This window comes from Spongisporangium articulatum (assembly GCF_044465595.1).
GTDB classification, from domain to species: domain Bacteria; phylum Actinomycetota; class Actinomycetes; order Actinomycetales; family Kineosporiaceae; genus Spongisporangium; species Spongisporangium articulatum.
On sequence record NZ_JBITLV010000002.1, the window covers coordinates 542,174 to 566,179 of the forward strand.

Annotated in this window: 23 protein-coding genes; 16 read left to right on the forward strand and 7 right to left on the reverse strand. The window is 73.3% G+C overall.

Annotated elements, in window-relative coordinates; all coding sequences use genetic code 11:
• Positions 1-12: 12 nt before the first annotated feature.
• Entirely contained in the window at positions 13-678 is a 666-nt protein-coding gene (locus tag ACIB24_RS08725) for a VanZ family protein (protein ID WP_398278193.1), read from the reverse strand.
• A 242-nt stretch (positions 679-920) separates the two neighbouring features.
• On the opposite strand from ACIB24_RS08725, the gene leuA reads away from it, so the two are divergent.
• From leuA to ACIB24_RS08745, 4 genes are all read left to right on the forward strand, one after another.
• Positions 921-2,633 (forward strand): 2-isopropylmalate synthase, encoded by a 1,713-nt coding sequence (gene leuA / locus ACIB24_RS08730; RefSeq protein WP_398278195.1) that lies wholly within the window; start codon positions 921-923, stop codon positions 2,631-2,633.
• Positions 2,634-2,905: 272 nt separating this feature from the next.
• The gene (gene recO, locus ACIB24_RS08735; RefSeq protein ID WP_398278198.1) at positions 2,906-3,721 is read left to right on the forward strand and encodes a DNA repair protein RecO; all 816 of its coding nucleotides are present in this window, start codon (positions 2,906-2,908) and stop codon (positions 3,719-3,721) included.
• Entirely contained in the window at positions 3,721-4,581 is an 861-nt protein-coding gene (locus ACIB24_RS08740; RefSeq protein WP_398278201.1) for an isoprenyl transferase, read from the forward strand. Before recO ends, ACIB24_RS08740 begins: the two co-directional genes overlap by 1 nt.
• A gap of 20 nt (positions 4,582-4,601) precedes the next feature.
• A complete protein-coding gene (locus ACIB24_RS08745; RefSeq protein ID WP_398278204.1) occupies positions 4,602-5,951 on the forward strand; it encodes a YibE/F family protein in 1,350 nt (449 codons plus the stop codon).
• An 81-nt stretch (positions 5,952-6,032) separates the two neighbouring features.
• Here ACIB24_RS08745 and ACIB24_RS08750 read toward each other — a convergent pair whose 3' ends face one another.
• Genes ACIB24_RS08750 through ACIB24_RS08765 form a run of 4 tightly spaced genes read right to left on the reverse strand, consistent with a single transcriptional unit; the run spans position 6,033 to position 9,078 of the window.
• Positions 6,033-6,455: a Fur family transcriptional regulator gene (locus tag ACIB24_RS08750; RefSeq protein ID WP_398278206.1), complete on the reverse strand. Its 423-nt coding sequence runs from the start codon at positions 6,453-6,455 to the stop codon at positions 6,033-6,035.
• Between the two features lie 18 nt (positions 6,456-6,473).
• Positions 6,474-7,430 (reverse strand): metal ABC transporter permease, encoded by a 957-nt coding sequence (locus ACIB24_RS08755; RefSeq protein WP_398278209.1) that lies wholly within the window; start codon positions 7,428-7,430, stop codon positions 6,474-6,476.
• Positions 7,430-8,182 carry a metal ABC transporter ATP-binding protein gene (locus ACIB24_RS08760; protein WP_398278211.1) on the reverse strand — a complete coding sequence of 251 codons (753 nt, stop codon included), beginning with the start codon at positions 8,180-8,182 and terminating at the stop codon, positions 7,430-7,432. Before ACIB24_RS08760 ends, ACIB24_RS08755 begins: the two co-directional genes overlap by 1 nt.
• A complete protein-coding gene (locus ACIB24_RS08765; protein ID WP_398278214.1) occupies positions 8,179-9,078 on the reverse strand; it encodes a metal ABC transporter substrate-binding protein in 900 nt (299 codons plus the stop codon). Before ACIB24_RS08765 ends, ACIB24_RS08760 begins: the two co-directional genes overlap by 4 nt.
• Positions 9,079-9,217: 139 nt before the next feature.
• On the opposite strand from ACIB24_RS08765, the gene ACIB24_RS08770 reads away from it, so the two are divergent.
• The 6 genes from ACIB24_RS08770 to ACIB24_RS08795 all read left to right on the forward strand — a co-directional run bounded on the left by ACIB24_RS08770 (position 9,218) and on the right by ACIB24_RS08795 (position 15,561).
• Positions 9,218-9,706: a hypothetical protein gene (locus tag ACIB24_RS08770; RefSeq protein ID WP_398278217.1), complete on the forward strand. Its 489-nt coding sequence runs from the start codon at positions 9,218-9,220 to the stop codon at positions 9,704-9,706.
• 2 nt (positions 9,707-9,708) lie between these two features.
• Positions 9,709-11,124: a sensor histidine kinase gene (locus ACIB24_RS08775; RefSeq protein WP_398278220.1), complete on the forward strand. Its 1,416-nt coding sequence runs from the start codon at positions 9,709-9,711 to the stop codon at positions 11,122-11,124.
• Positions 11,121-11,768 (forward strand): response regulator, encoded by a 648-nt coding sequence (locus ACIB24_RS08780; protein WP_398278223.1) that lies wholly within the window; start codon positions 11,121-11,123, stop codon positions 11,766-11,768. The genes ACIB24_RS08775 and ACIB24_RS08780 overlap by 4 nt, the downstream gene beginning before the upstream one ends.
• Before the next feature lie 19 nt (positions 11,769-11,787).
• Positions 11,788-12,117, forward strand: coding sequence for an antibiotic biosynthesis monooxygenase family protein (locus ACIB24_RS08785; protein ID WP_398278226.1), 330 nt, complete (start codon positions 11,788-11,790; stop codon positions 12,115-12,117).
• A gap of 55 nt (positions 12,118-12,172) precedes the next feature.
• Complete coding sequence (locus ACIB24_RS08790) at positions 12,173-13,573, forward strand: glycine--tRNA ligase (RefSeq protein ID WP_398278229.1); 1,401 nt, start codon at positions 12,173-12,175, stop codon at positions 13,571-13,573.
• Between the two features lie 95 nt (positions 13,574-13,668).
• On the forward strand, positions 13,669-15,561 hold the full coding sequence (locus tag ACIB24_RS08795) for a hypothetical protein (protein WP_398278232.1): 1,893 nt from the start codon (positions 13,669-13,671) through the stop codon (positions 15,559-15,561).
• On the opposite strand, the gene ACIB24_RS08800 is transcribed toward ACIB24_RS08795, so the two are convergent.
• Positions 15,558-16,718, reverse strand: a complete 1,161-nt coding sequence (locus tag ACIB24_RS08800) for a molybdopterin molybdotransferase MoeA (protein WP_398278235.1) — start codon at positions 16,716-16,718, stop codon at positions 15,558-15,560. The two genes, ACIB24_RS08795 and ACIB24_RS08800, sit on opposite strands and share 4 nt — an antisense overlap.
• Before the next feature lie 69 nt (positions 16,719-16,787).
• On the opposite strand from ACIB24_RS08800, the gene fdhD reads away from it, so the two are divergent.
• Together fdhD and ACIB24_RS08810 are read left to right on the forward strand one after the other, a co-directional pair.
• Positions 16,788-17,651, forward strand: a complete 864-nt coding sequence (gene fdhD / locus ACIB24_RS08805) for a formate dehydrogenase accessory sulfurtransferase FdhD (protein ID WP_398278238.1) — start codon at positions 16,788-16,790, stop codon at positions 17,649-17,651.
• Positions 17,648-19,945 (forward strand): FdhF/YdeP family oxidoreductase, encoded by a 2,298-nt coding sequence (locus ACIB24_RS08810; RefSeq protein ID WP_398278241.1) that lies wholly within the window; start codon positions 17,648-17,650, stop codon positions 19,943-19,945. The genes fdhD and ACIB24_RS08810 overlap by 4 nt, the downstream gene beginning before the upstream one ends.
• Here ACIB24_RS08810 and ACIB24_RS08815 read toward each other — a convergent pair whose 3' ends face one another.
• A complete protein-coding gene (locus ACIB24_RS08815) occupies positions 19,946-20,305 on the reverse strand; it encodes a hypothetical protein (protein ID WP_398278244.1) in 360 nt (119 codons plus the stop codon).
• Between the two features lie 103 nt (positions 20,306-20,408).
• Between ACIB24_RS08815 and ACIB24_RS08820 the strand changes: the two genes are divergently transcribed.
• Genes ACIB24_RS08820 through ACIB24_RS08835 form a run of 4 tightly spaced genes read left to right on the forward strand, consistent with a single transcriptional unit; the run spans position 20,409 to position 23,982 of the window.
• Positions 20,409-21,362 carry an ABC transporter ATP-binding protein gene (locus ACIB24_RS08820; protein WP_398278247.1) on the forward strand — a complete coding sequence of 318 codons (954 nt, stop codon included), beginning with the start codon at positions 20,409-20,411 and terminating at the stop codon, positions 21,360-21,362.
• Positions 21,359-22,138, forward strand: a complete 780-nt coding sequence (locus ACIB24_RS08825) for an ABC transporter permease (protein ID WP_398278250.1) — start codon at positions 21,359-21,361, stop codon at positions 22,136-22,138. Before ACIB24_RS08820 ends, ACIB24_RS08825 begins: the two co-directional genes overlap by 4 nt.
• Before the next feature lie 46 nt (positions 22,139-22,184).
• Positions 22,185-23,345 (forward strand): sensor histidine kinase, encoded by a 1,161-nt coding sequence (locus ACIB24_RS08830; RefSeq protein WP_398278253.1) that lies wholly within the window; start codon positions 22,185-22,187, stop codon positions 23,343-23,345.
• 19 nt (positions 23,346-23,364) lie between these two features.
• Positions 23,365-23,982, forward strand: coding sequence for a response regulator (locus tag ACIB24_RS08835; protein WP_398278256.1), 618 nt, complete (start codon positions 23,365-23,367; stop codon positions 23,980-23,982).
• The last annotated feature ends 24 nt before the right edge of the window (positions 23,983-24,006 follow it).

Genomic DNA, 24,006 nt, shown 5'->3' on the forward strand with positions numbered 1-24,006 from the left:
GACGCCCGCCGCTCAGGCGGGCCCGGCGTCGTCCCTGCGGCTCTTCGGCTCCTCCGGTGCCCCGGACGCCAGCCGTTCCGGGCGAACCGCCAGGTAGGAGTACTGCCGCGGGGGTTCGGCCCGGGCGGCGGGCGGGCGGCCGAGGTAGCCGTAGCGGCGCAGGAGGTACACGGCGCCGAGGGCCAGCGCGGCGCCGGTCACGCCGCCGAGGGTGTTCAGGATCACGTCGTCCACATCCGTACTGCGGCTCCAGATGGGCAGCTGGAGGATCTCGACGGTCATCGAGGCGCCGCCGCTGAGCAGGACGGCGACCAGGAACGCGGCGCCGGACATCAGCTCGCGCAGACTGAGGTAGAGGAAGAACCCGAGCGGGACGAACAGGGCCACGTTCCCGCCGGCGTAGATGACGAAGGACTCCAGCGAGTCCCACTTGTAGAGCCGGATCGTGGCCAGCGGCTCGGTCTGCAGGTACCCGGGGCTGCGGGCGTTCGAGCGGGGGGTCAGCGTGGCCACGGCGATCGCCAGCCCGGAACCGAGCGCGAGCACCGTGGGCGCCGGGTCGAGGCCGTACGGGAAGGCGCGGCTGAGCCGGACCTGCCAGGCGAGCGCGCAGGCGGCCACCACGATGCAGACCTCGATGAGGACCTGACCGCCGAAGCTCTGCACGAACTGGTACACACCGATCATTGTCGGCCTCGGGGCTGAGAACGTCCTGAGCCGCCGGAGTCCCGGTGCTGTACTCTGCTTACGTGCGTCTGGCGCAGCTCCTCCTTCGTCGCCGCGACGAGGCCCGGTAGGTCGGCCTTCTCGTCGCGGTGGTTCCTGCGCGCCGGCCCAGATCTTTCGCCCCCTGAGTGTGGGCGAGCCCGTGCAGACGAAGTGAGGCAAGTCCAGTGAAGAACGTACAAACCCCCTCCGGGATGCCGATCCACAAGTACCGGCCCTACCACGAGCAGTTCGCGGTCGAGCTGCCCGACCGGACGTGGCCGGCCAAGCACATCGAGCAGGCCCCGCGCTGGTGCGCCGTGGACCTCCGCGACGGCAACCAGGCCCTGATCGACCCGATGAGCCCCGAGCGCAAGCGGCGCATGTTCGAGCTGCTGGTGCGCATGGGCTACAAGGAGATCGAGGTCGGCTTCCCCTCGGCCAGCCAGACGGACTTCGACTTCGTCCGGGAGCTGATCGAGGAGGACCTGATCCCCGACGACGTGGTGATCCAGGTGCTCACCCAGGCCCGGGACGCGCTGATCGAGCGCACCTTCGAGTCGATCGCCGGCGCCAAGCAGGCCGTCGTCCACCTCTACAACTCGACCTCCACGCTGCAGCGCGAGGTCGTCTTCAACACCGACCAGGACGGCATCGTCGACATCGCCCTGAACGGCGCCCGGCTGGTGAAGAAGCTGGCCGACGAGATCGTCGGCACCGAGGTCTTCTTCGAGTACTCGCCCGAGTCGTACACCGGCACCGAGCTGGAGTTCGCCGCCCGGATCTGCAACGAGGTCATCGAGGTCTTCGAGCCGACGCCGGACCGCAAGGTGATCATCAACCTGCCGGCCACGGTCGAGATGGCCACGCCGAACGTCTACGCCGACTCCATCGAGTGGATGAACCGGCACCTGGCGCACCGCGAGAACGTCATCCTGTCGTTGCACCCGCACAACGACCGGGGGACGGCGGTCGCCGCGGCCGAGCTGGGGTACCTGGCCGGTGCCGACCGGATCGAGGGCTGCCTGTTCGGCAACGGCGAGCGCACCGGCAACGTCTGCCTCGTCACGCTCGGCATGAACCTGTTCAGCCAGGGCATCGACCCGCAGATCGACTTCTCCGACATCGACGAGGTGCGGCGCACGGTCGAGTACTGCAACCAGCTGAAGGTGCCCGAGCGCCACCCCTACGGCGGCGACCTGGTCTACACCGCGTTCTCCGGCTCCCACCAGGACGCGATCAAGAAGGGCTTCGAGGCCCAGGAGCGCAAGGCCGCGGCCGCCGGGAAGACCGTCGAGGACATCCTCTGGGCGGTGCCCTACCTGCCGATCGACCCGCACGACGTCGGGCGCAGCTACGAGGCCGTGGTGCGCGTGAACAGCCAGTCCGGCAAGGGCGGCGTCGCGTACCTGATGAAGACCGAGTACCAGCTCGACCTGCCGCGCCGGCTGCAGATCGAGTTCAGCCAGGTCGTCCAGCGGCACACGGACGACGAGGGCGGCGAGGTGCCGCCGGCCGCGCTGTGGCAGATCTTCTCCGACGAGTACCTGCCCACTCCCGAGCATGCGTGGGGCCGGTTCGCGCTGCGCGGCATCCGGCACACGTCCGACCCGGACGCCGGGGTGGACGTGCTCGACGTCGAGATCGTGGACGGCGGGACGCCGGTCAGCGTGCAGGGCCGCGGCAACGGGCCGATCGCCGCGTTCGTCGACGCGCTCGCCAACCTGCCCGAGAATCCTGTCGAGGTGCGGGTTCTCGACTACTCCGAGCACGCGATGAGCGCCGGCGGCGACGCCCGCGCGGCGGCGTACGTGGAGTGCGCCGTGGGCGACCGGGTGCTGTGGGGCGTCGGGGTCGACCCGAACATCGTGCGGGCCTCGCTCAAGGCCGTCGTGTCGGCGGCCAACCGCGCGGCCGGCCGCCCGTAACCCCGTCAAGATCACCGTCGGCGCCGGGTTCCGTCGAGTTCCGCTCCACGGGATCCGGCCGCCGCGCTGATCTTCCTGGAGCGGCCGTGCCCACCCCTGCCCGGCCGTACCCCGCCCTGCGATCCAGTGGCGAAGCCTTGTCCGGAGCCGCCCGCCCTACCCGGGCGCGGCGGCTTCGGTGCGCTCGGGTGGGCGCGGTGTCACACCGCACCCGCGCGGGCTACGCGGGTGTCGGCGCCCGCGTTGTCGGCGGCACGGGTCAGAATGGACGGGTGAGTCTGTACCGGGACGAGGCGATCGTCCTGCGCACCCAGAAGCTCGGCGAGGCCGACCGCATCGTCACCCTGCTCACCCGCGAGCGGGGTCGGGTGCGTGCGGTGGCCAAGGGCGTGCGCAAGACGATGTCCCGCTTCGGCGCCCGGCTGGAGCCGTTCATGCTGGTCGACGTCCAGTTGTACGAGGGCCGCTCGCTCGACACGGTCACCCAGGCCGAGACCATCGGCGGGTACGGCCTCGCCATCGCCGCCGACTACGCCCGCTACACCGCCGCGACCGCGATGCTCGAGACCGCGGAACGGCTGACCGAGACCGAGCGGGAGCCAGCCGTCCAGCAGTTCGTCCTGCTGGCGGGCGGCCTGCGCACGCTCGCGGCGGGCACCCACGAACCCGGGCTCGTGCTCGACGCCTACCTGCTGCGCTCGCTGGCCGTGGCCGGCTGGGCGCCGAGCTTCGTCGACTGCGCCCGCTGCGGCGAGCCGGGCCCGCACCGCGCGTTCGCGCTGGGGGCGGGCGGCGTCGTCTGCCCGTCGTGCCGCCCGCCCGGGTCGGCCGCGCCCCACCCCGAGACGCTGCAGCTGCTGGCCGCCCTGCTGTCCGGGGACTGGGGGCTGGCCGACGCCAGCGAGCTGCGCCGTCGCCGCGAGGCCAGCGGGCTGGTCGCCGCCTACCTGCAGTGGCACCTGGAGCGCCGGGTCCGCTCGTTGCGCTGGGTCGAGCGGGACAGCATCGACCTCACCGACCAGAGGCACGGGCAGCGGGACGACGCCCGCCCGGCCCCGGCGGACCTCGCCACCGGGGGTGTCGGCTGATGGCGCTGGGCGGACGACGGTCGCGCCGGCCTGCGCCGGCCCCTCGCCTCGAGCCGGTGGCGCCCCCGCCGCACCCCTCGGGCGAGCGGCCCCCGGTGCTGCCGCCCGAGCTGGTGCCGCAGCACGTCGCGATCGTGATGGACGGCAACGGCCGCTGGGCCAACGAGCGGGGGCTGCCCCGCACCCGGGGCCACGAGATGGGCGAGGCGTCGCTGCTCGACGTGGTCGCCGGCGGTATCGAGGCCGGGGTGAAACACATTTCGGCGTACGCCTTCTCGACGGAGAACTGGCGCCGCTCGCCCGAGGAGGTCCGGTTCCTGATGGGCTTCAACCGGGACGTGATCCGGCGCCGGCGCGACGAGATGCACGCATGGGGTGTGCGGGTGCGCTGGGCCGGGCGCCGTCCCCGGCTGTGGCGTTCGGTGATCAGGGAGCTGGAGGAGGCGGAGGAGCTCACCCGGCACAACGACGTGATGACGCTGACGATGTGCGTCAACTACGGCGGCCGGGCCGAGATCGCCGATGCGATGCGCTCGATCGGCCGTGAGGTGGCGGCCGGCCGGCTCGACCCGGACCGCATCGACGAGCGCACGATCCAGCGCCACCTCGACGAGCCCGACCTGCCCGACGTGGATATGTTCCTGCGCACGTCAGGCGAACAGCGCACGTCGAACTTCATGCTCTGGCAGTCTGCGTATGCAGAAATGGTCTTCCTCGACGTCCTGTGGCCCGACGTCGACCGGCGGACGCTGTGGCGGGCGATCGAGGAGTACGCCAAGCGTGACCGACGGTACGGCGGGGCGCTCGACGCCGCGTCGGCGACGGAGCCGAGGGCCGGGGAGGGCCCCACGCAGGGTTGACGTCAGGCTGGGAGGCCGCTGTGACGAACGAGCATCGGCGGCACCGGGCCGACACCGAGGCGATCGGGGTCGGGCACCTGCCCGACCACCTGTCGGGGGCCTTGTCGAGCGCCCGGGGGCAGTACGGCGACAACGATGCCCAGGCCGAGCTCCAGGTCCCGCAGCAGCTGAAGTACGTGCTGTCGGGGATCGTCGCGGCGATCGCGTTCGTCGCGGTCGTGGCCATGGCGCTCATGTGGCCCAGTCACGAGGCCGTGCAGCAGACCGTCCCCACCGACGCCTACCAGGGCGTCACCTTCCACTCGGCCACGGTGACCGCGGTCGAGACGAAGCCCTGCTCGGCGCTCAGCGAGGACGACCCCGACGCCACCGGGGGCGGCGACGCCCAGGCGAACTGCGTCACCGCCACGGTCGACCTGAAGGACGAGGCCGGTAAGCCCGTCACGATCAACGTCCCGACCCAGGAGAGCAAGGCCGGTCTGGGGGTCGGCGACTCGATCCGGCTCAGCCTGTACCCGGCCGCCGACGGCGAGCCCGCGGTCTACGCGTGGACCGGGTACGACCGCTCCCGCACCCTGCTGATCCTCGGCCTGATCTTCGTCGCGGTCGTGGTGGCCGTGGCCCGGCTGCGCGGCCTGGCGGTGCTGGCCGGTCTGGCCATCACGTTCGCCCTGCTCATCTACTTCGTGCTGCCCGCGTTGCGGCTCGACGGCAACGGGTTCGTGGTGGGGCTGGTCGCGGGCACGGTGATGGTCACGGCCCTGCTGTACCTCGCGCACGGGTTCTCCACCCGGACGACGGTCGCCTGGCTGGGCACGTTCAGCGGGCTGGTGCTGACCGCGATGCTGGCCTGGATCGTCACGTCGTGGGCGCACATGAACGGGTTGACCACCGAGGACGACTACGTGCTCGGCCGGCTGACCACCGGGGGCGGGCTGACCGGCATCATCCTGTGCGGGATGGTCGTGGCGGCCGTGGGCGTGCTCAACGACGTGACCATCGCCCAGGTGGCGGCGGTCTGGGAGCTGCACGCCGTGGCTCCCGGGCTGAGCGCCAGCGGCCTGTTCGGCCGGGCGCTGCGGATCGGCCGCGACAACATGGCCTCGACGTTCTACACGTTGATCTTCGCCTACCTCGGGGCGGCCCTGCCCACTCTGCTGCTGATCGACCTCTACCGGCAGCCGTTCTCGGAGGTGCTGGCCAACGGCGAGGTGGCCGAGCAGATCGCCCGGGTCATCGTCGGTGGCATCGGCCTGGTGCTGACGATCCCGCTGACCACGGCGATCGCCGCAGTCGTGGCGGCCACGGCGACGCCGGTGCACGCGGCCGGGGTCAGCGCCGAGACCATGCTCATCCGCCGCGTCCCCTAGTTCGTGATCATGGAAACTTCTACTCTGCCGGATGTCGGGCCCGGAAGGCCCGCGGTCAGCGCAGAGTAGAAGTTTCCATGATCACGAAGAAGTAGGGGTGGCGCAGTCGGCGCAGGTGCCGAGGACCTCGACGACGTGGTCGACCTCGACGAAGCCGTTGTCGGCCGCGATGCCCCGGGCCCACCGCTCGACGGCGGCGCTGTCGACCTCCACGGTCTTGCGGCAGTGCCGGCAGACCAGGTGATGGTGGTGGCCGGTGCTGCACCGGCGGTACATCAGCTCCGCCTCACCGGTGCGCAGGACGTCGACCTCGCCGTCCTCGGCGAGCTGCTGGAGCGTCCGGTAGACGGTCGCGAGCCCCACGGAGTCGCCGCCCTGACGCAGCATCGCGTGCAACTGCTGGGCGCTGACGAAAGCGTCCGTGCCGTCGAGGGCGTGCGACACCGCTGCCCGCTGCCAGGTCTCGCGCCGCTTGGTGGGCCTGGTGTCGGCCTTCGCCTCCATGCCGGTCACTCCCGTCCCTCAGTGCTCGTCGTAGTGCGCGCCGTGGGCCGCGTGCAGGTGCCCGTCGTGCACGTAGTCGATGTGGTCGCCGTGTGCCACGGGCTCGTGCCCGCAGTCGGCGCCGTGCTCGTGCCGGTGCGCCCGGGCCGAGTGGTTGTGCCGCGAGTGCACGACCCGCAGGGACGAGGCGCCGACCGCGGCCACGACGAACACGGCCACGGCGAGCAGGACGATCGTGCCGCCCGACGGCGTCCCCAGGTAGTACGAGGCGGTCGTCCCGCCGAGGCTGACCGCGACCCCGACGCCGACCGCGACCAGCAGGCTGGCGCGGAAACTGCGCGCCACCTGCTGCGCCACCGCGTTCGGGATGATCATCAGCGCGCTGATCAGCAGCAGCCCGACCACCCGCATGCTGACCACGACGGTCGTCGCCGTGAGCACGGCGAGCAGCACGTTCAGGCCGAGGACGTTCAACCCGGCGGCGCGCGCGAACTCCTCGTCGTTGCTGACCGCGAAGAGCCGCGGCGCGAGCCCGACGGCCACCGCCAGCACCAGCGCCGACAGCACCGCGAAGACCACCAGGTCGGAGCCGGACGTGGTCGTGATCGACCCGAACAGGTAACTGTTCAGGTTGGCGGCCCGCCCGTCGGGGGACAGGCCGATCAGCACCACGCCGCCGGCGATGCCGCCGTAGAACAGCACGGCCAGCAGGACGTCGGCCGTGGCCCGCCCGCGCGTGCGCAACACCTCGATGCCCACCGCCCCGATCACCGAGCAGACGAGCGCGGTCAGCACCGGCGCCGTCCCGGTGAGCAGTCCGATCGCGACCCCGGTCAGGGCCACGTGACCCATCCCGTCACCGATCAAGGCCAGCCGACGCTGGACCAGGTAGATGCCGACCACGGGGGCGGCGATGCCGACCAGCAGCGCGGCCAGCAGGGCCCGCTGCATGAAGGCGTACTGCAGGATCTCCATCAACCCACCGCCCCGGGGACGTCGCGCGTGACCTGTTGCCCCGTGGTCATCCCGTGGGCCGGCCGGTCGGCGACGACGCGGCCGCCCGACATCGTCACCACGCGCGTGAGAACGCCGGCCAGAGGTGCGGTCTCGTGGGTCACGACGATCATCGTCAGACCCTGGGCGACCAGCTTCTCGAGGGTGCGCCCGAGCGCGACCTGGCTCTCGGCGTCCACACCCGCGGTCGGCTCGTCCATGATCAGGACCTCGGGCTCGGCGGCCAGCGCCCGGGCGATGAGCCCGCGACGCTGCTGCCCCCCGGACAGGTGCCCGATGGTCGCGTGCGCCCGGTCGGCCAGCCCGACGGCGTCGATCGCGCGGGCCACCGCCTCCCGGTCGGCCGACGTGCCGCGCACGTACCAGGGCCGGCGGGCCAGCCGGCCCGAGGCGACGACCTCCTCCACCGTCGACGGGATGCCGCCGCCGACCGTGAGTTGCTGGGGGACGTACCCGATGCGGTGCCGCTCGCCGCGCCCGGCGCGGCGGTGCGCCTCCTGCTCGACCCCGAACAGCCGGACCGAGCCCGCCTGCACGCGGGCCAGACCGAGGAGGCCGCGCACCAGAGTCGACTTGCCCGACCCGTTCGCCCCGACCAGCGCGATCACCTCGCCGGCCCGCACGGTCAGGTCGACGTCGCGCACGATCGTCACCTCGTCGTACCCGACGGCCAGGCCGTGGATCTCGATCGGGGGAGGGTTGGTCTCGCTCACGAGCAGGACTGCCCCTTCTGCAGTGCGGTCAAATTCGACGCCATGATCGACAGGTAGTCCGTGCCGCGGGACTGCGGCGTGACGGCCTCGATCGGGTCGAGGACGTCGGTCGCGGCCCCGGTCTCGGCGGCGACGGTGCGCGCGATGGCCGGGCTGACCAGCGTCTCGTAGTAGATCGTACGGACGTCGTGCTCCCGCACGAACGTGGTGACCCGCGCCAGCGTGGCGGCGTCGGGTTCCTGCTCGGGGGACAGGCCGGTGATGCCCACCTGGGTCAGCCCGTAGCGCTGGGCGAGGTAGCCGAACGCCTCGTGGCTGGTGACGACGTCCCGGTTCGCGCAGTGGGCCAGGCCCTTCCGGAACGAGGCGTCGAGGGCGGCGAGGTCGCCGGTCAGGCTCTTGAGGTTGGTCTCGTAGACGGCGGCGTGCGCGGGGGCGGCCTCGGCCAGGCGCTGCTCGATGTCGGTGGCCACAGCGGACAGGCGGGTCGGGTCGAGCCAGAAGTGCGGGTCGAGGCCGGAGGCCTGCTCACCCTCGGGGTCGGCCCGGTCCAGCCGGGCGGCGGCGGCGACGTCGAGCCGGTGGTCACCCGCGTTCTGGGTGGCCGCCTCGTCGACGGAGGGCTGGAACCCGCCGAGGTAGACCACCAGGTCGGCGTCGGCCACCTGGGCGACGGCCTTCGGGGTGAGTTCCAGGTCGTGCGGTTCGGCGCCGGGGGCGGTCAGGCTGCCCACCGTGGCCGTGTCGCCGGCGATCCGCTGCGTGACGTACTGGAGCGGGTAGAAGCTCGTGACCAGGTCGAGCTTCCCGTCCTGCGCCGCCGTCCCCCCGCTCCCGCACCCGGCCACCAGCAGGCAGCCCCCCACGACACTCGCTACTCGACCCTTAGAGAACATGACATTCATTCTCATTAAGAACGGGGTCGAAGGTCAAATCGGCGCGCCACGGCGCGCTGGTACTAGTACTGATGTCTCATGGCGGGTGCTACCGCGGTTCGGGGAGAACTGAGGCAACGGTTCTCACCTGGAGGAAGACATGAAGAAGGCCCTGATCATCGCCGGGGCGGCGCTCGCCGCCCTGATCCCCGCGGGTGCCGGCCTCGCCGCCAACCCGTCGCTGTCGGCGGCCGTGCCCGTCGACCCGGCCCGGCAGCCGGCCAGCGCCGCGACCGGTGCGCCGGTCACGATCATCAGCCCGCGGCCCTCGGCGTCGGTCACGCACGACGCCGGTGACGGCCACGGCCGCCGCCACGGCGGCCACGGTGCCGACGACGGCCCCACGCACGAGGCCACGCACGAGGCCACCTCCACGCACGACGCGACCCACGACGCCGACGACGACCACGGCGGCGACCGTCCGCGCAGCAGCAGCGACGACAGCGGCCGCGACGACAGCGGTAGCGACGACAGCGGCCGCGACGACGGGGGTCACCACCGCGGGCGCGGCGGGGACGACGGCTCCGGGCACGACGGCTCCGGGCACGACGGCGGCGACGACCACGGCGGCCACGGGAGCGACGACTGAACATGACCGACACGGCTGAGGCGCCCGGCGCCCGGTGGCTGACCGTCAGCGACGGCACTGCCGCCGGCCCGGGCGCCGACCCGCCGCTGCGCTGGGGCCGGCTGGTGGGCGGGGTGGCGCTCGTCGCCGTCCTCGTCTTCGCGGCCGTGGCCGTGGCCGGCGTGGTCACCGCCCGGCGCGCCGCCGAGCGCGAGGCCGTCAACGACGCGGCCACCATCACCGACGTCCTGGCCGGCGCCGTGTTGCAGCCCGCCCTCACCGACGACCTGCTCTCCGCCGACCCGGTCACCGCGGCGGCCGCCCGCACGGCGCTGGGGACCGTCGTCCGGCAGCGCCTGCTGTCGAGAACCCTGATCCGGGTGAAGCTCTGGAGCGCCGACGGCCGCATCGTCTACTCCGACGAGCCGGCGCTCGCCGGCGCCGTCTTCCCCCTGGACGACGAGGAGCGCGACGCGCTCGCCCACCCCACCACGCGGGCCGAGGTCAGCGACCTGGGGCGGCCCGAGAACCGTTTCGAGAGAACCCGGTTCGGGTCGGATGCGAAACTGCTGGAGGTGTACCGGCCGGTCTGGACCCCGGGCGGTACCGAGCTGCTCTTCGAGACGTACTCCCGCTACGACGCCGTGACGGCCCGGACCACCCAGCTGTGGCGGGGTTTCGGCGGCATCACGCTCACCAGCCTGCTGCTCCTGCTGGTGGCCCAGGCCCCGCTCACGTGGGCGCTGATCGCCCGGGTCCGCTCGGCGCAGGCCGGGCGCGAGGCCTGGCTGCAGCGGGCCGTCACCGCGCAGGAGGAGGAACGCCGCCGGATCGCGGCCACGCTGCACGACGGCACCGTGCAGGAGCTCGCCGCGACCGGCTTCCTGGTCGCCGGATCGGCCGAACAGGCCCGGGCGGGCGGGGACGACGGGCTGGCGCACCGGCTCGACCTGGCCGCCGGGGCCGTGCGCAGCAGCATCGGTGGCCTGCGCTCGTTGCTGGTCGACATCTACCCGCCGTCGCTGCGCTCGGCGGGGCTGGTCGCCGCCCTGCGCGACCTCGCCGCCGCCGTGGCCGGGCGGGACGTGCAGGCCCGGCTCGACCTGCCCGAGGCGGACGCCCCGGGCCTGACGGGCCTGGCTCCCGACGTCGAGGCCCTCGCCTTCCGGGTCGCGCAGGAGGCGCTGCGCAACGCGGCCCGGCACGCGGGCGCCGGTACCGTGGACGTGCGGTTGGCGGTGCCGGACGACGGTCCGCTGGTCCTCGAGATCGCCGACGACGGCGTCGGTTTCGACGCCGCGGCCACTCTGGCCGAACCGCCCGCGGGACATTTCGGCCTGCGCCTGATGGCCGACCTGGCGGGGGCGGCGGGCGCCACCTTGAAGGTCGCGTCCGCGCCCGGGGCGGGCACTCGCTGGCGCTTGGAGGTGCCCCGATGAACGACCGGGTGGTCCGGGTGCTGCTGGTCGACGACCACGACCTCGTCCGCGCCGGCCTGGCCGCCCTGCTCGACGCCGCCCCCGACGTCACGGTGGTGGGCGAGGCGGCCGACGGCGAGCAGGCGGTGGACCTGGTGCGCTCGACCGCGCCCGACGTCGTCCTGATGGACCTGTCCATGCCGGTGATGGACGGCGTGGCCGCCACCCGGGCCCTGCTCGCCGAGCGCCCGCAGACCCAGGTGCTGGTCCTGACGTCGTTCTCGGACCGCGACCGGGTGCGGGAGGCACTGGGCGCCGGGGCGATCGGGTACCTGCTGAAGGACAGCACCCCGGCCGAGGTGCTGGCCGGCGTTCGGGCCGCCGCCAACCAGGGGTCGCCGCTCGATCCGCGGGTGGCCCGCGAGCTGCTGACCACGACGATCGCCCCCGCCGACCGGCCCGACCCGGCCGCCGGGTTCAGCCCGCGCGAACTGGAGGTGCTGCGGCTCGTCGCGAAGGGTCTGGCCAACAAGCAGATCGGGCGCACGCTCGGGATCAGCGAACGCACCGTCAAGGTCCACCTGGGCAACGTGTTCCGCCGGATCGACGTCCAGGACCGCACCTCGGCCGCCCTGTGGGCCCGCGACCACCTGCCCCCTGAGTAACCGCGGGTAGGGTCGCGGGGTGCTGGTGGTGACGCGGTACCGGGTGCCGGCCGACGAGTGGGTGAGCTTCCACGAGCAGGCGCGCGGCGCCGTCCGAGTACTCACCGAGAGGCCCGGCTGCCGGGCGGCCACCGTCGGTCGCAACGTCGACGAACCCGAGCTGTGGACCCTGACCACCGAGTGGGCGACCGTCGGCGACTACCGCCGCGCCCTGTCGAACGCGCAGGTCAAGCAGTACGCCGTCCCCCTGATGTACCGGGCGGTCGACGAACCCACCGCCTACGAGGCACTGACCACCTGGAACCCGGCCGACGGCGTCCAGGAGCACGTGTCCGACTTAGGGCTGTGAGCCCCGTAGGCTGGGCGGGTTCGCCGAAGATCGCCTCAGTTGGAGAGTCAATCCCGTGGCCGGTAAGTCCGCGTCCGAGTCCCGTCTCGATGCCGTCGTCAGCCTGTGCAAGCGCCGGGGGTTCGTCTTCCCCTGCGGTGAGATCTACGGCGGCACCCGCTCGGCCTGGGACTACGGCCCCCTCGGCGTGGAGCTGAAGGAGAACATCAAGAAGCAGTGGTGGCGCTACATGGTCACCGCCCGCGAGGACGTCGTCGGTCTCGACTCCGCGGTGATCCTGCCGCGCCAGGTCTGGGAGGCCTCCGGCCACGTCGAGGTCTTCACCGACCCGCTGATCGAGTGCCAGTCCTGCCACAAGCGGTTCCGCGCCGACCACCTCGAGGAGGAGTACGCGGAGCGCAAGGGCAAGGACCTCGAGTCCGTCACCCTCGCCGAGATCCCGTGCCCGAACTGCGGCACCCGCGGCGCCTACACCGAGCCGAAGCTGTTCTCCGGCCTGCTGAAGACCTACCTCGGCCCGGTCGAGGACGAGTCCGGCCTGCACTACCTGCGGCCCGAGACGGCCCAGGGCATCTTCATCAACTTCAAGAACGTCGAGGGTTCGGCCCGCAAGAAGCCGCCGTTCGGCATCGGCCAGATCGGCAAGAGCTTCCGCAACGAGATCACGCCGGGCAACTTCATCTTCCGGACCCGTGAGTTCGAGCAGATGGAGATGGAGTTCTTCGTCAAGCCGGGCGAGGACGAGACCTGGCACCAGTACTGGATCGACCACCGCACCGACTGGTACACGGGCCTGGGCATCGACCGCGAGAACCTGCGGCACTTCGAGCACCCGAAGGAGAAGCTCTCCCACTACTCGAAGCGCACCGTCGACATCGAGTACCGGTTCGGCTTCAGCGGTTCGGAGTGGGGCGAGCTGGAGGGCATCGCCAACCGCACCGACTTCGACCTGAAGACCCACTCGGAGCACTCGGGCACCGACCTGTCGTACTTCGACCAGGCCTCGGGTGAGCGCTGGACGCCGTACGTCATCGAGCCCGCGGCGGGTCTCACCCGCAGCCTGATGGCGTTCATGATCGAGGCGTACCACGAGGACGAGGCCCCGAACACCAAGGGCGGCGTCGACAAGCGCGTCGTGCTGAAGCTCGACCCGCGGCTGGCCCCGGTCAAGGCCGCCGTCCTGCCGCTGAGCCGCAACGAGGACCTGTCGCCCAAGGCGAAGGCGCTGGCCGCCGAGCTGCGGCAGTACTGGAACGTCGACTTCGACGACGCCCAGGCGATCGGCCGCCGCTACCGCCGCCAGGACGAGATCGGAACTCCCTTCTGCATCACCGTGGACTTCGACTCGCTCGAGGACCAGGCTGTGACGATCCGGTCCCGGGACACCATGGCCCAGGAGCGGGTCAGCCTGGACCAGGTGACGAGCTGGCTGTCGGCGCGGCTGCCCGGCTGCTGAGTCGCCGGGGCGGGTGAGAACGCCCGGCCCGGGCCGGGACCGAAGGACTACGGGGCGCCGTCGCCCGGAGGCGGGCGAGCGGGACGGGAGTCGGCATGGACGCCACACTCGGTCAGGGCCGCAGCGTCGGCCCCCTGGACGCGAGGCCGGACGTCGGCCCGGCCCGCCTCGAGTCCGTGGACGGCGTCCGCACCCTGTGGGCCGACCAGACATCACTGCGGCCCGGCCCGCCCCGCGCCGGGCTGGTGCTGCGGATGGGCACCGTCGACGAACCGCTCGTGCTGCGCGGGGTCGGACACCTGCTGGAGCGCCTGGCGGTGGGGGCCGGTCCGGACGCGCGGCCGAGCCCGGTCGGGACGACCACGACGACGTTCGAGTTCCAGGGGCGCCCCGACGAGCTGGTCCGGGCGTTCGACGCGCTGACCCGGCGCCTGCGGGACCCGGCGGTGCCCGGCTTCCGGGAGCACCGGGAGGCCCTGCGCACCCAGGCCGCCACCCGCACCGGCAGCGTCGGGGAGAGCATGCTGGCCCGCCGCTACGGGGCCCGGTCCTTCGGGGCCGGCCCGCAGGGTGAGCTGGGCCTGCCCGCGCTGAGCCTCGGGTCGCTGACCTCGTGGGCCGCCTGGTTCGCGGCCCGGGGCAACGCCGTGCTCTGGATGACGTGCCCGCCGCCCATCGGGCTGCGACTGCACCTGCCGGAGGGCCCGGCCCGCGCGTTGCCGGCGGCGACCAACACGTTCCTGCAGCACACCCCCGCCTGGGTCACGGGCCCCGACGAGGCCGTGGCGGTCTCCGCCGTCGTCCCCCGCGGGCCGGGCGTCGAGGCGCTCGTCCACGTGCTGCGCAACCGGCTCGACCACGAGCTGCGGGCCCGCTGGGGGGCCGTCGTCCCGCCGTCGGTGACCGTCGAACCGCTGACCGCCGAGCACTCGTTCCTGCTGCTGCTCGGCGTGCTGCCCGACGGGCTGAGCGCCGCCCGGCGCGCCGAGGCGGTCGAGTTCGTGCTGGACCTGCTGCCGGCGCTCGGCGGTCGGCCGGGCTCGTCGGCGCCGGTCTCCTCGACGGAGCTGGCCGCCTTCGCCGCCGAGGTGCGGTGGAAGGCGGGCCGCCCGGAGGGCGCGGTGGACCTGCTCGGGGCGGCCGCCGCCCGGCTGCTGGTCGGCCTGGACCCCGGCCCGGCGCTGGCTCCGGAGTCGACGCTCGACGCGGTCGAGGTGGCGACGGTCGCCGAGCTGGCCCGGCAGGCCGCCGCGACCGCGTTGGCCATGGTGCCGGCGGGGCTGGAACCGGACGCCGGGTCCCAGGCCTGGGCCCCGGCCGCGTCGGTGGCCTTCGCGCCGATGGCGGCCGACGCGCCGGGGGAGTCCTTCCCGCACCTGGAGAAGCCCGAGATCGAGCTGCGGCTGACCGCCGAAGGGCTGGTGCTCGGCCCGGACGACCCGCTCACGTTCCCGGTGGCGGGCACGGACGTCGTGCAGAGCTGGGACGACGGGCGCCGGGTGATCGTGCTGGCCGACGCCAACCGGGTGGCCGTGGAGCCGAACGTGTGGGCGCGGGGGGCCGAGCTGGTGGCCGGTATCGACCGGCTGTGGCCGGCCGACCTCGTCGTCCGGATGGGGGCCCGGCGGGCGGGGGAGGCTCCGGCGCAGCCCGCCGTCCCGGTCGCGGTGGCGGCTGCCTCGACCCCTCCGGTCTCGCCGAAGGTGTCGCGGCGGTCGGCGGCCCTGCTCGAGGGGGCGCCCGACGAGTCCGACTACGAGTACGACCGTGAGGCGTACGAGAGGGAGCCGCAGGACGCGCGGATGAGCCCGTGGGCCGCGTTCTGGTGGGCCGCGCTCGGTTCGTGCGTCGTGCTGAGTCTGCTGCTGATGGCGAAACCCCTGTCGATCGAGGGGGTCTCGCTGGCCCCGATCCTGCGCGGGCTGGCCGTGTTCTGCGCGCTCGGCGTGTACGCGAACTGGAAGGCCGGCCAGCAGAACCGCCGCTAGCGCCAGGGGAGCGGGAGCGCGTCGAGCTCGTCGCCCACCGCGGCGCCCACGGACGGGACGACGGCCAGCACGTCGGCGTGCACCAGGCCGCGCAGCATGCCCGAACCGGTCCAGGCCGTAGGGACGGCGCCCCGCACCGCGGGTGGGAGGGTGCACGGCAGCAGCAGGTCGGCCCCCGCCCGGCCGGCGACCGCCTCGCCCGCGCGCACGCGCCCGGGTTCGGCGAGGCCGGACCCGAGCATCGCGGCCAGCGCCGGGGCGGCCAGCAGCAAGGCGGCGGTGACGGCGGCCAGGGGGTTGCCGGGCAGGCCGACCACGAGTGGGCCGCCGGGGGGCCGGGCGAGCAGCGCCGGGCCGCCGGGCCGGGTGGCCAGCCGCGGCACGACGGGCTCGGCCGCCAGGGCGGTCAGCGCCGGCCGGACGAGGTCGACCCCGGACAGCCCCGTGCCGCCGGTGGTCAGCACGAGGTCGGCGTCAGTCCCGGTCAGGGCCACCCGGGTCGCGCCGGCGTCGTCGGGAACCGTTGCCGCCGAGACGATCTCGCCGCCCAGCTGGGTCACGAGCGTGGCCAGCAGGACCCCCAGCGAGTCGCGGACCTGACCCGGCCCGGGCGTCCCGCTGGTGATCACTTCGTCGCCCGTGTGCAGCAGCGCGACCCGTGGCCGGCGGGCCACCGGCAGGGTGTCGTGCAGCCCGGTCACGGCCACGGCGAGGGCGACCGGCGTGAGCGTCGTGCCCGCGCCCAGCAGCACGTCGCCCGCCTGCGCCTCGCGGGCCACCGGCCTCACGTGCGTGCCCGGCCCGGGCTCGGTGTCGGGGGCGTCGGGGGAGCGGTGCAGGACTCCGTCGCGGACCGCGCCGTACTCGTGGCGGAGCACGCCGAGCGTGCCCCCGGGGATCAGGCCACCGGTGGCCACCCCGGTCGCGGAGCCGGGGGTGAGCGGGCCACCGTCCACCAGGATCCAGGGCTCCGCCCCGGCGACGGCCCAGCCGTCCATGGCGGACGACGGGTAGTGCGGGACGTCGATCCCGGCCCTGAGGTCGGCGGCCAGCGTCCGCCCGGCGGCCTCGGCCACCGGCACCCACTCGAGCACCGGCCCCGGGGCAGCCGCGTACGCCAGCCGGCGGGCGTCGTCCCACCGCACCCGCTCGTCCATGCCCGACACCGTACGGCCCGACACCGTACGGCCCGTGCCGGGTCCCGGCCGCGGTGCGACACTGGGCCCATGGGTCGGGTCACGGCGCGACGAAGGGTCACCCGCATCACGATCGGCGCGGCCGGCGAGGGTGCGGGCGTCTCGCGGCGCGAGGATGTGCTGGCCGTCGAGGAACCGTTGGAGCTGCGGGTCGCGGGTGAGCCGTTCAGCGTCACGATGCGCACGCCGGGCCACGACTTCGAGCTGGCCGCCGGGTTCCTGGTCGGCGAGGGCGTCGTGGCGCACTCCGGGCAGTTGGGGGCGTTGCGGTACTGCGCGGGCGTCGACGAGCACGGTGAGAACACGTACAACGTGCTGGACGTCGTCCTGGGCCCCGGCGTGGCCCCGCCGGGCGACGCGCTGCGCCGCAACGTCTACACGAGCAGCTCGTGCGGCCTGTGCGGGAAGGCGAGCATCGAGGCCGTGCGCACCCGCTCGCACCACGCGGTGCGCGGCGACGACCTGCGGGTGACGGCCGACTGGCTGGTCACGCTGCCCGCGACGCTGCGGGCCGGTCAGCGTGGGTTCGACCAGACCGGCGGCCTGCATGCGGCCGCGCTGTTCGACGCGGCCACGGGTGAGCTGCTCGTGCTGCGCGAGGACGTGGGGCGGCACAACGCGGTCGACAAGGTCGTGGGCTGGGCGCTGACCGCCGACCGGCTGCCGCTGTCCGGCACCGTGCTGATGCTCAGCGGACGGGCCGGGTTCGAGCTGGTGCAGAAGGCGTCGATGGCCGGGATCGCCTGCGTGGCGGCCGTTTCCGCGCCCTCCTCGCTGGCCGTCGAGCTGGCCGCCGAGGTGGGCATGACGTTGGTGGGTTTCGTGCGCGACCCGTCGCTGGTGGTGTACGCCGGGGCCGAGCGGGTGCTGACCGGTGCGCAGGTGCGGGCATGAGCCGGAAGGTGCCCGGCGACGTCCCGCGGGGCGTTCCCTGGCCCGAACTCGAGGTGCACGAGCCGAAGCAGGTGGCGGTCGGCGTCCCGGCCATCCTGCATGCGATGGAACCCGCGCTGCGGGAGCTGGGTCCGGTGCGGACCGCGCGGTTGATGACGGCCATCAACCAGAAGGACGGCTTCGACTGCATGAGCTGCGCGTGGCCCGACCCGGGGCACCGCAACACGTTGGAGTTCTGCGAGAACGGCGCCAAGGCGGTCACCTGGGAGGCGACCCCGCGGACGGTGCCGAGCGGCTTCTGGGCCGAGAACTCGCTGACCTCCCTGGCCGGGCGCACCGAGTACTGGCTCGGGCAGCAGGGCCGGCTCGTCGAGCCGGTGTACAAGCCGGTGGGGGAGGACCACTACCGGCCGGTGAGCTGGGCGGAGGCGTTCGAGGTCGTCGGTGCCGCGCTGCGCGGGCTGGCCGACCCCGACCGGGCCGCGTTCTACACCAGCGGTCGGACGGCGAACGAGACCGCCTTCCTGTACGGGCTCTTCGTGCGGTCGTACGGCACCAACAACCTGCCCGACTGCTCGAACATGTGCCACGAGTCGACCGGCACCGCGCTCGGCCAGACGCTGGGCATCGGCAAGTCGACCATCACCTACGACGACTTCGCCCGGGCCGACCTCGTGATCGTGATGGGGCAGAACCCGGGCACGAACCACCCGCGCATGCTCACCGCCCTGGAGGAGTGCAAGCGGGCCGGTGGCTCGGTGGTGGCGGTGAACCCGCTGCCCGAGGCCGGGCTGATCCGGTACAAGAACCCGCAGCGACCGCGCGGGGTCGTCGGCCGCGGGACGCCCATCGCCGACGCCTTCCTGCAGATCCGTTCCGGCGGCGACATGGCCCTGCTGCAGGCCGTCTCCAAACGCGTACTGGCCGCTGAGGACGCCGCTCCCGGAACGGTTCTCGACCACGAGTTCATCGAGGCGCACGTCAGCGGGTTCGCCGGGACCGCCGAGCACCTGCGGGCGGTCGACGACGAGGAGGTGCTGCGCGCCACCGGGCTCACGCTCGAAGAGATCGACGACCTGGCGGCGCGGTACGTGGCCGCCGACCGGGTGATCATCACGTGGGCGATGGGGCTGACCCAGCAGCGCAAGGCGGTCGACACCATCCGCGAGATCGTGAATCTCCTGCTCCTGCGCGGGAACATCGGGAGACCGGGGGCCGGCGCCTCCCCGATCCGCGGGCACAGCAACGTGCAGGGCGACCGGACGATGGGCATCTGGGAGCGGATGCCCGACGCGTTCCTCGACCGGCTCGGGGCCGAGTTCGGCTTCGACCCGCCGCGTCGGCCGGGCTTCGACGCGGTGGCCACCGTGCAGGCCATGCAGCGCGGCGAGATCGAGGTGTTCTTCGCCCTCGGCGGGAACTTCGTCGGCGCCATCTCCGACACCCTGGCCGCTGAGGCGGCCATGCGGGGGACCCGCCTGTCGGTGCAGGTCTCCACCAAGCTGAACCGCAGTCACGTCGTCACCGGTGAGGCGGCGCTGATCCTGCCCACGCTGGGCCGCACCGAGATCGACCTGCAGGCGTCCGGCCCGCAGTTCGTCTCGGTCGAGGACAGCGTGTGCGCGGTGCACGCCTCGCACGGCGCCGTCCCGCCCGTGGCGCCCGGCCTGCTCAGCGAGGTGGCGATCGTGAGTCGCCTGGCCCGCGCCGTGCTCGGCGCGGACCACCCCGTCGACTGGGCGGGCTTCGAGGCCGACTACGACCGCATCCGTACCCACATCGCCCACGTGGTGCCCGGGTTCGAGAACTTCCACGAGGACGTCCGGCGCGCGGGCGGGTTCGTGCTGCCGAACGGGCCGCGCGACTCGCGCACGTTCGCCACCGTCACCGGGCGGGCGATGATGACCGTCAACGAGCTCGAGCACCTGGAGTGCCCGCCGGGCCGGCTGATCCTGCAGACGCTGCGCTCGCACGACCAGTTCAACACCACCATCTACGGGCTGAACGACCGCTACCGCGGCGTGAGGCGCGGCCGCGACGTGGTGTTCGTGAACCCGCACGACCTGCGGGCGCTCGGCCTGGAGCCCGGCCAGCGGGTCGACGTCGTGAGCGAGTGGCCGGGGGAGCCCGACCGGGTGCTGCCCGACCAGCGGCTGGTCGAGTACCCGACGGCCCGCGGGTGCGCGGCGGCCTACTACCCGGAGGCCAACGTGCTGGTCCCGCTGGCCAGCGCGGCGCTGGAGAGCAACACCCCGGTCTCCAAGGCGATCGTGGTCCGGTTGGTGCCGCGCTAGCTACCTGCTCAGCTTGGGTGCCCGGCGGACGGCCCTGCGGACCGGCAGCAGCGAGAACGCGCCGAACACGAGCACCGAGCCCTGCACCTTCCGGCGCGACGCGACGGACAGGTCGCGCCGCCGGATCAGCCGGCTCACGCCCGCCACCTCCAACGGGTGCAGCAGCAGGGTGGCGGTGACCGCGTCGGCGCCGATCTGCACGAGCGGGGGGATCTTCTTGGGCCGGGCCGCCGCCAGCCCGATGCAGGACAGCCCGAAGGCCAGGACGCCGGCCGTCAGGGGCAGCGGCGGCAGCACCTCCCGGGTGCTGAGCGTCACGGGGGCGGAAAGGGGCGATTCAGGCGCCTTCGTCTTCGGCATGGGCGGCAGCATGTCAGCCGATCGCGGGGAATGACAGATGTCATGGGCCGGACGTGACGCTCGGCCGAGGCACACCGGTTCGTCCGGGAGGACCGTGGTGGTCATGACAACGACCAGCACGCAACGACCCTGGCCCCGGACCGGCCCGGCTGCGGCCCTGCGGCTCGAAGGCGTCGTGAAGTCCTTCGGGGACGTCGTGGCCGTCAACGGGCTCGACCTGACCGTCCAGCCGGGCGAGATCGTGGCCTTCCTCGGCCCGAACGGCGCCGGCAAGACCAGCACCCTCGACATGGTGCTCGGCCTCAGCCGCCCGACCGGCGGCACCCTGCAGGTGTTCGGCAGCGACCCGCTCGACGCCGTCATGCACGGCCGGGTCGCCGCCGTCATGCAGACCGGGGGCCTGCTGAAGGACCTGACCGTCCGCGAGACCGTCCGGCTGACCGCGGCGCTGCACCGCCACCCCGCGGCCGTGGACGCCGTGCTGGAGCGGGCGGGGATCACGGAGATCGGCGACCGGCGGGTCGACAAGTGCTCCGGAGGGGAGCAGCAGCGCCTGCGGTTCGCGCTGGCGCTGCTGCCCGAGCCCGACCTGCTGATCCTCGACGAGCCCACGACGGGCATGGACGTCGAGGCCCGCCGCTCGTTCTGGACCTCGATCCGGCAGGACGCCGCGCGCGGCCGGACGATCGTCTTCGCGACCCACTACCTGGACGAGGCCGACGCCTACGCCGACCGGATCGTGATGGTCCGCAAGGGCCGGGTGGTCGCCGACGGCAGCTCCAACGAGATCCGGGCGAAGGCCTCGGGCCGCACGGTCCGGGCCACTCTGCCCGGCGCGGACGCCGGTTCGGTCGTGGCGGCCCTGGCCGCGATCCCCGGGGTGACGAACGTCGAGTTCCGGGGGGACGTCGTCCAGCTGCGCACGTCCGACTCGGACACCGCGCTGCGCTACCTGCTCACGCAGACCGCCGCGCACGACGTCGACGTCACCTCCCACACCCTCGAGGACGCGTTCGTCGCCCTCACCGTCGACCCGCAGGAAGGCCCGCAGTCATGACCACCACCACGGCCGGAACAGCCCGGACGGCGACCGCCCGGCCCCGCGGCCCGGTCCTGTTCAGCCCCACGTACCTCGCACTCGACATCCGCCGGGCGCTGCGCAACCGGCGCACCCTGATCTTCCTGCTGATCATGCCGGTCGGGTTCTTCTTCCTGTTCGGCGGCCAGTACCGCACCGGCGACCCCGACGCCTACGCCTACGTGATGGCCAGCATGGCCGTGTACGGCGCGATGATCGCCACCACGTCGACGGGCGCCCAGGTCTCGGTCGAGCGGTCGCTGGGCTGGACCCGGCAGCTGCGGCTCACCCCGCTGCGCCCGGCCGGGTACGTGCTGACCAAGATCCTGTCGGCGCTGGTGCTGGGCATCGTGCCGATCGTCCTGGTCCTGGCGGCCGGGGCGGTGACCGGGGCCAACCCGTCGCTCACCGACTTCCTCGAGATCGGCGCGCTGGCCTGGGTCTGCTCGCTGGTCTTCGCGGCCTTCGGCCTGTTCGTCGGCTACCTGGTGCCGGCCGAGAACGCGATGCAGTTCATCGGCCCGCTGCTGGCCCTGATGAGCTTCTTCGGCGGCCTGTTCTTCCCGCTCGACAAGGGCTCGACGCTGGCCGACATCGCGCCCTACATGCCGACCTACGCGGTCGGGCTGATCACCCGCAGCCCGATCACCGACTCCGGCCTGACCCTCGCGCACCTGGGTGACCTGGCCCTGTGGGTGGCGATCTTCGGGATCGGTACGGCGATCCTGTTCCGCCGCGACACGGCCCGGGTCTGAGTTGGGTCTGAACCCGGCGTCCACGCCGTCGACTACCGTCGGCGGCGTGGACGCACGCTCGGACAGGGTGATCAACCCGGTCGTGCCCGCGCCGCCCGGACTCTCGGCCGAGGAGCACGCCACCTGGGGGCCGCGCGGCAACCGCGGCTGGATCTTCGCGGCCGTCTGGCTGCTGTTCCTCAGCGACACCCTGAGCTCCGCCTGGGACCTCGAGCCGGTCGGACGGCGGGTCGCCGGTCTGGCCCTGGTCGTGGCGTTCGCCGCCTTCTACCTGAGGGTCTTCTGGGTGGCCCGCTCGTTCCGCTGGCGTGGCGGTCGCGACTTCAGCCCCGCCGTCCGGGCGGTGGCGATCGGCGCCGGCATCGCGTTCACGGTCGCCGCCTGCCTGGTCATCGGTCAGTCGGGCACGGCGTTCGTCGTCTACCTCGCCGTGGTCGGGGTGCTGTGCCTGCCGACCCTGCCGGCCGCCCTGTTCGCCCTGGCCCTCATCGTGGTGATCGTCGTGGCCACCCGGGCCGTGCCCGGGTGGGAGCCGGACAACACCCTGCCCTTCTCGGTGTTCCTGGCCGCCCTCGCGGTCTGGGGCATCTCGCAGATGATCGCCCGCAACCGTCAGCTGGCCGAGGCCAACGAGGAGATCACCGAGCTCGCGGTGGCCCAGGAGCGCAGCCGGTTCTCCCGCGACCTGCACGACCTGCTCGGACACTCGCTGACCGTCGTCGCGGTGAAGGCGGAACTGGCCGGACGGCTGGTGCACACCGACCCCGACCGCGCCGCGCAGGAGATCGCCGAGGTCGAGCAGCTGGCCCGCACCGCCCTGGCCGACGTGCGGGCCGCCGTCCGCGGCGTGCGCGAGATCAGCCTGGCCGTCGAACTCGCCTCCGCCCGCACGGCTCTCGAGGCGGCCGACATCGACGCCCGGCTGCCGACGGCGCTCGACGACATCCCGCCCGAGCGCGGCGAGCTGTTCGGCTGGGTGGTGCGCGAGGGCGTCACCAACGTGGTGCGGCACAGCGGCGCCCGGCACTGCACGATCTCGGTGGACGCGCGCGAGGTGCAGATCGTGGACGACGGGCGCGGGCCTCGCGAGGGTGCCTCCGGAGGTCAGGGGCTGGCCGGACTGCGGGAGCGGGCGGCCGCCGCGGGCGCCGCCCTGAGCGTGGCCCGCGCCGAGGCGGGCGGCTTCGTGCTGCGGGTGGGCTGGTGAGCGGGCCGGTGAGCGACGCATGACCATCCGCCTCCTGCTCGCCGACGACCAGGCCATGGTGCGAGGCGCGCTGGCCGCTCTGCTCGGGCTCGAACCGGACATCGAGGTGGTGGCCGAGGTCGGGCGCGGTGACGAGGTGGTGGCCGCGGCCGTGGCGCACTCGGTCGACGTCGCCGTGCTCGACATCGAGATGCCGGGGCTGGACGGGATCGCCGCGGCGGCGCAGCTGCGCACGGCGGTGCCGGCGGTGCGGGTGCTGATCGTCACCACGTTCGGCCGCCCGGGCTACCTGAAGCGGGCGATGGACGCCGGGGCGGCCGGGTTCGTGGTCAAGGACACCCCGGCCCGGCAGCTCGCCGAGGCCGTGCGCCGCGTGCACGCCGGGCTGCGGGTGGTCGACCCCACCCTGGCCGCCGACACCCTGGTGACGGGCGACAGCCCGCTGACCAGCCGGGAGACCGAGGTGCTGGCCGCGGCCCGCGACGGCGGCACGGTGGCCGACCTGGCCGGACAGCTCAGCCTGTCGTCGGGCACGGTGCGTAACCATCTGAGTTCGGCGATCGGCAAGACCGGGGCGCGGACGCGGGCCGAGGCCATCCGGATCGCGGAGGAGAACGGCTGGCTGCTGGGTACCTGAAACCTGTGCGGCCGGTGTGACCTG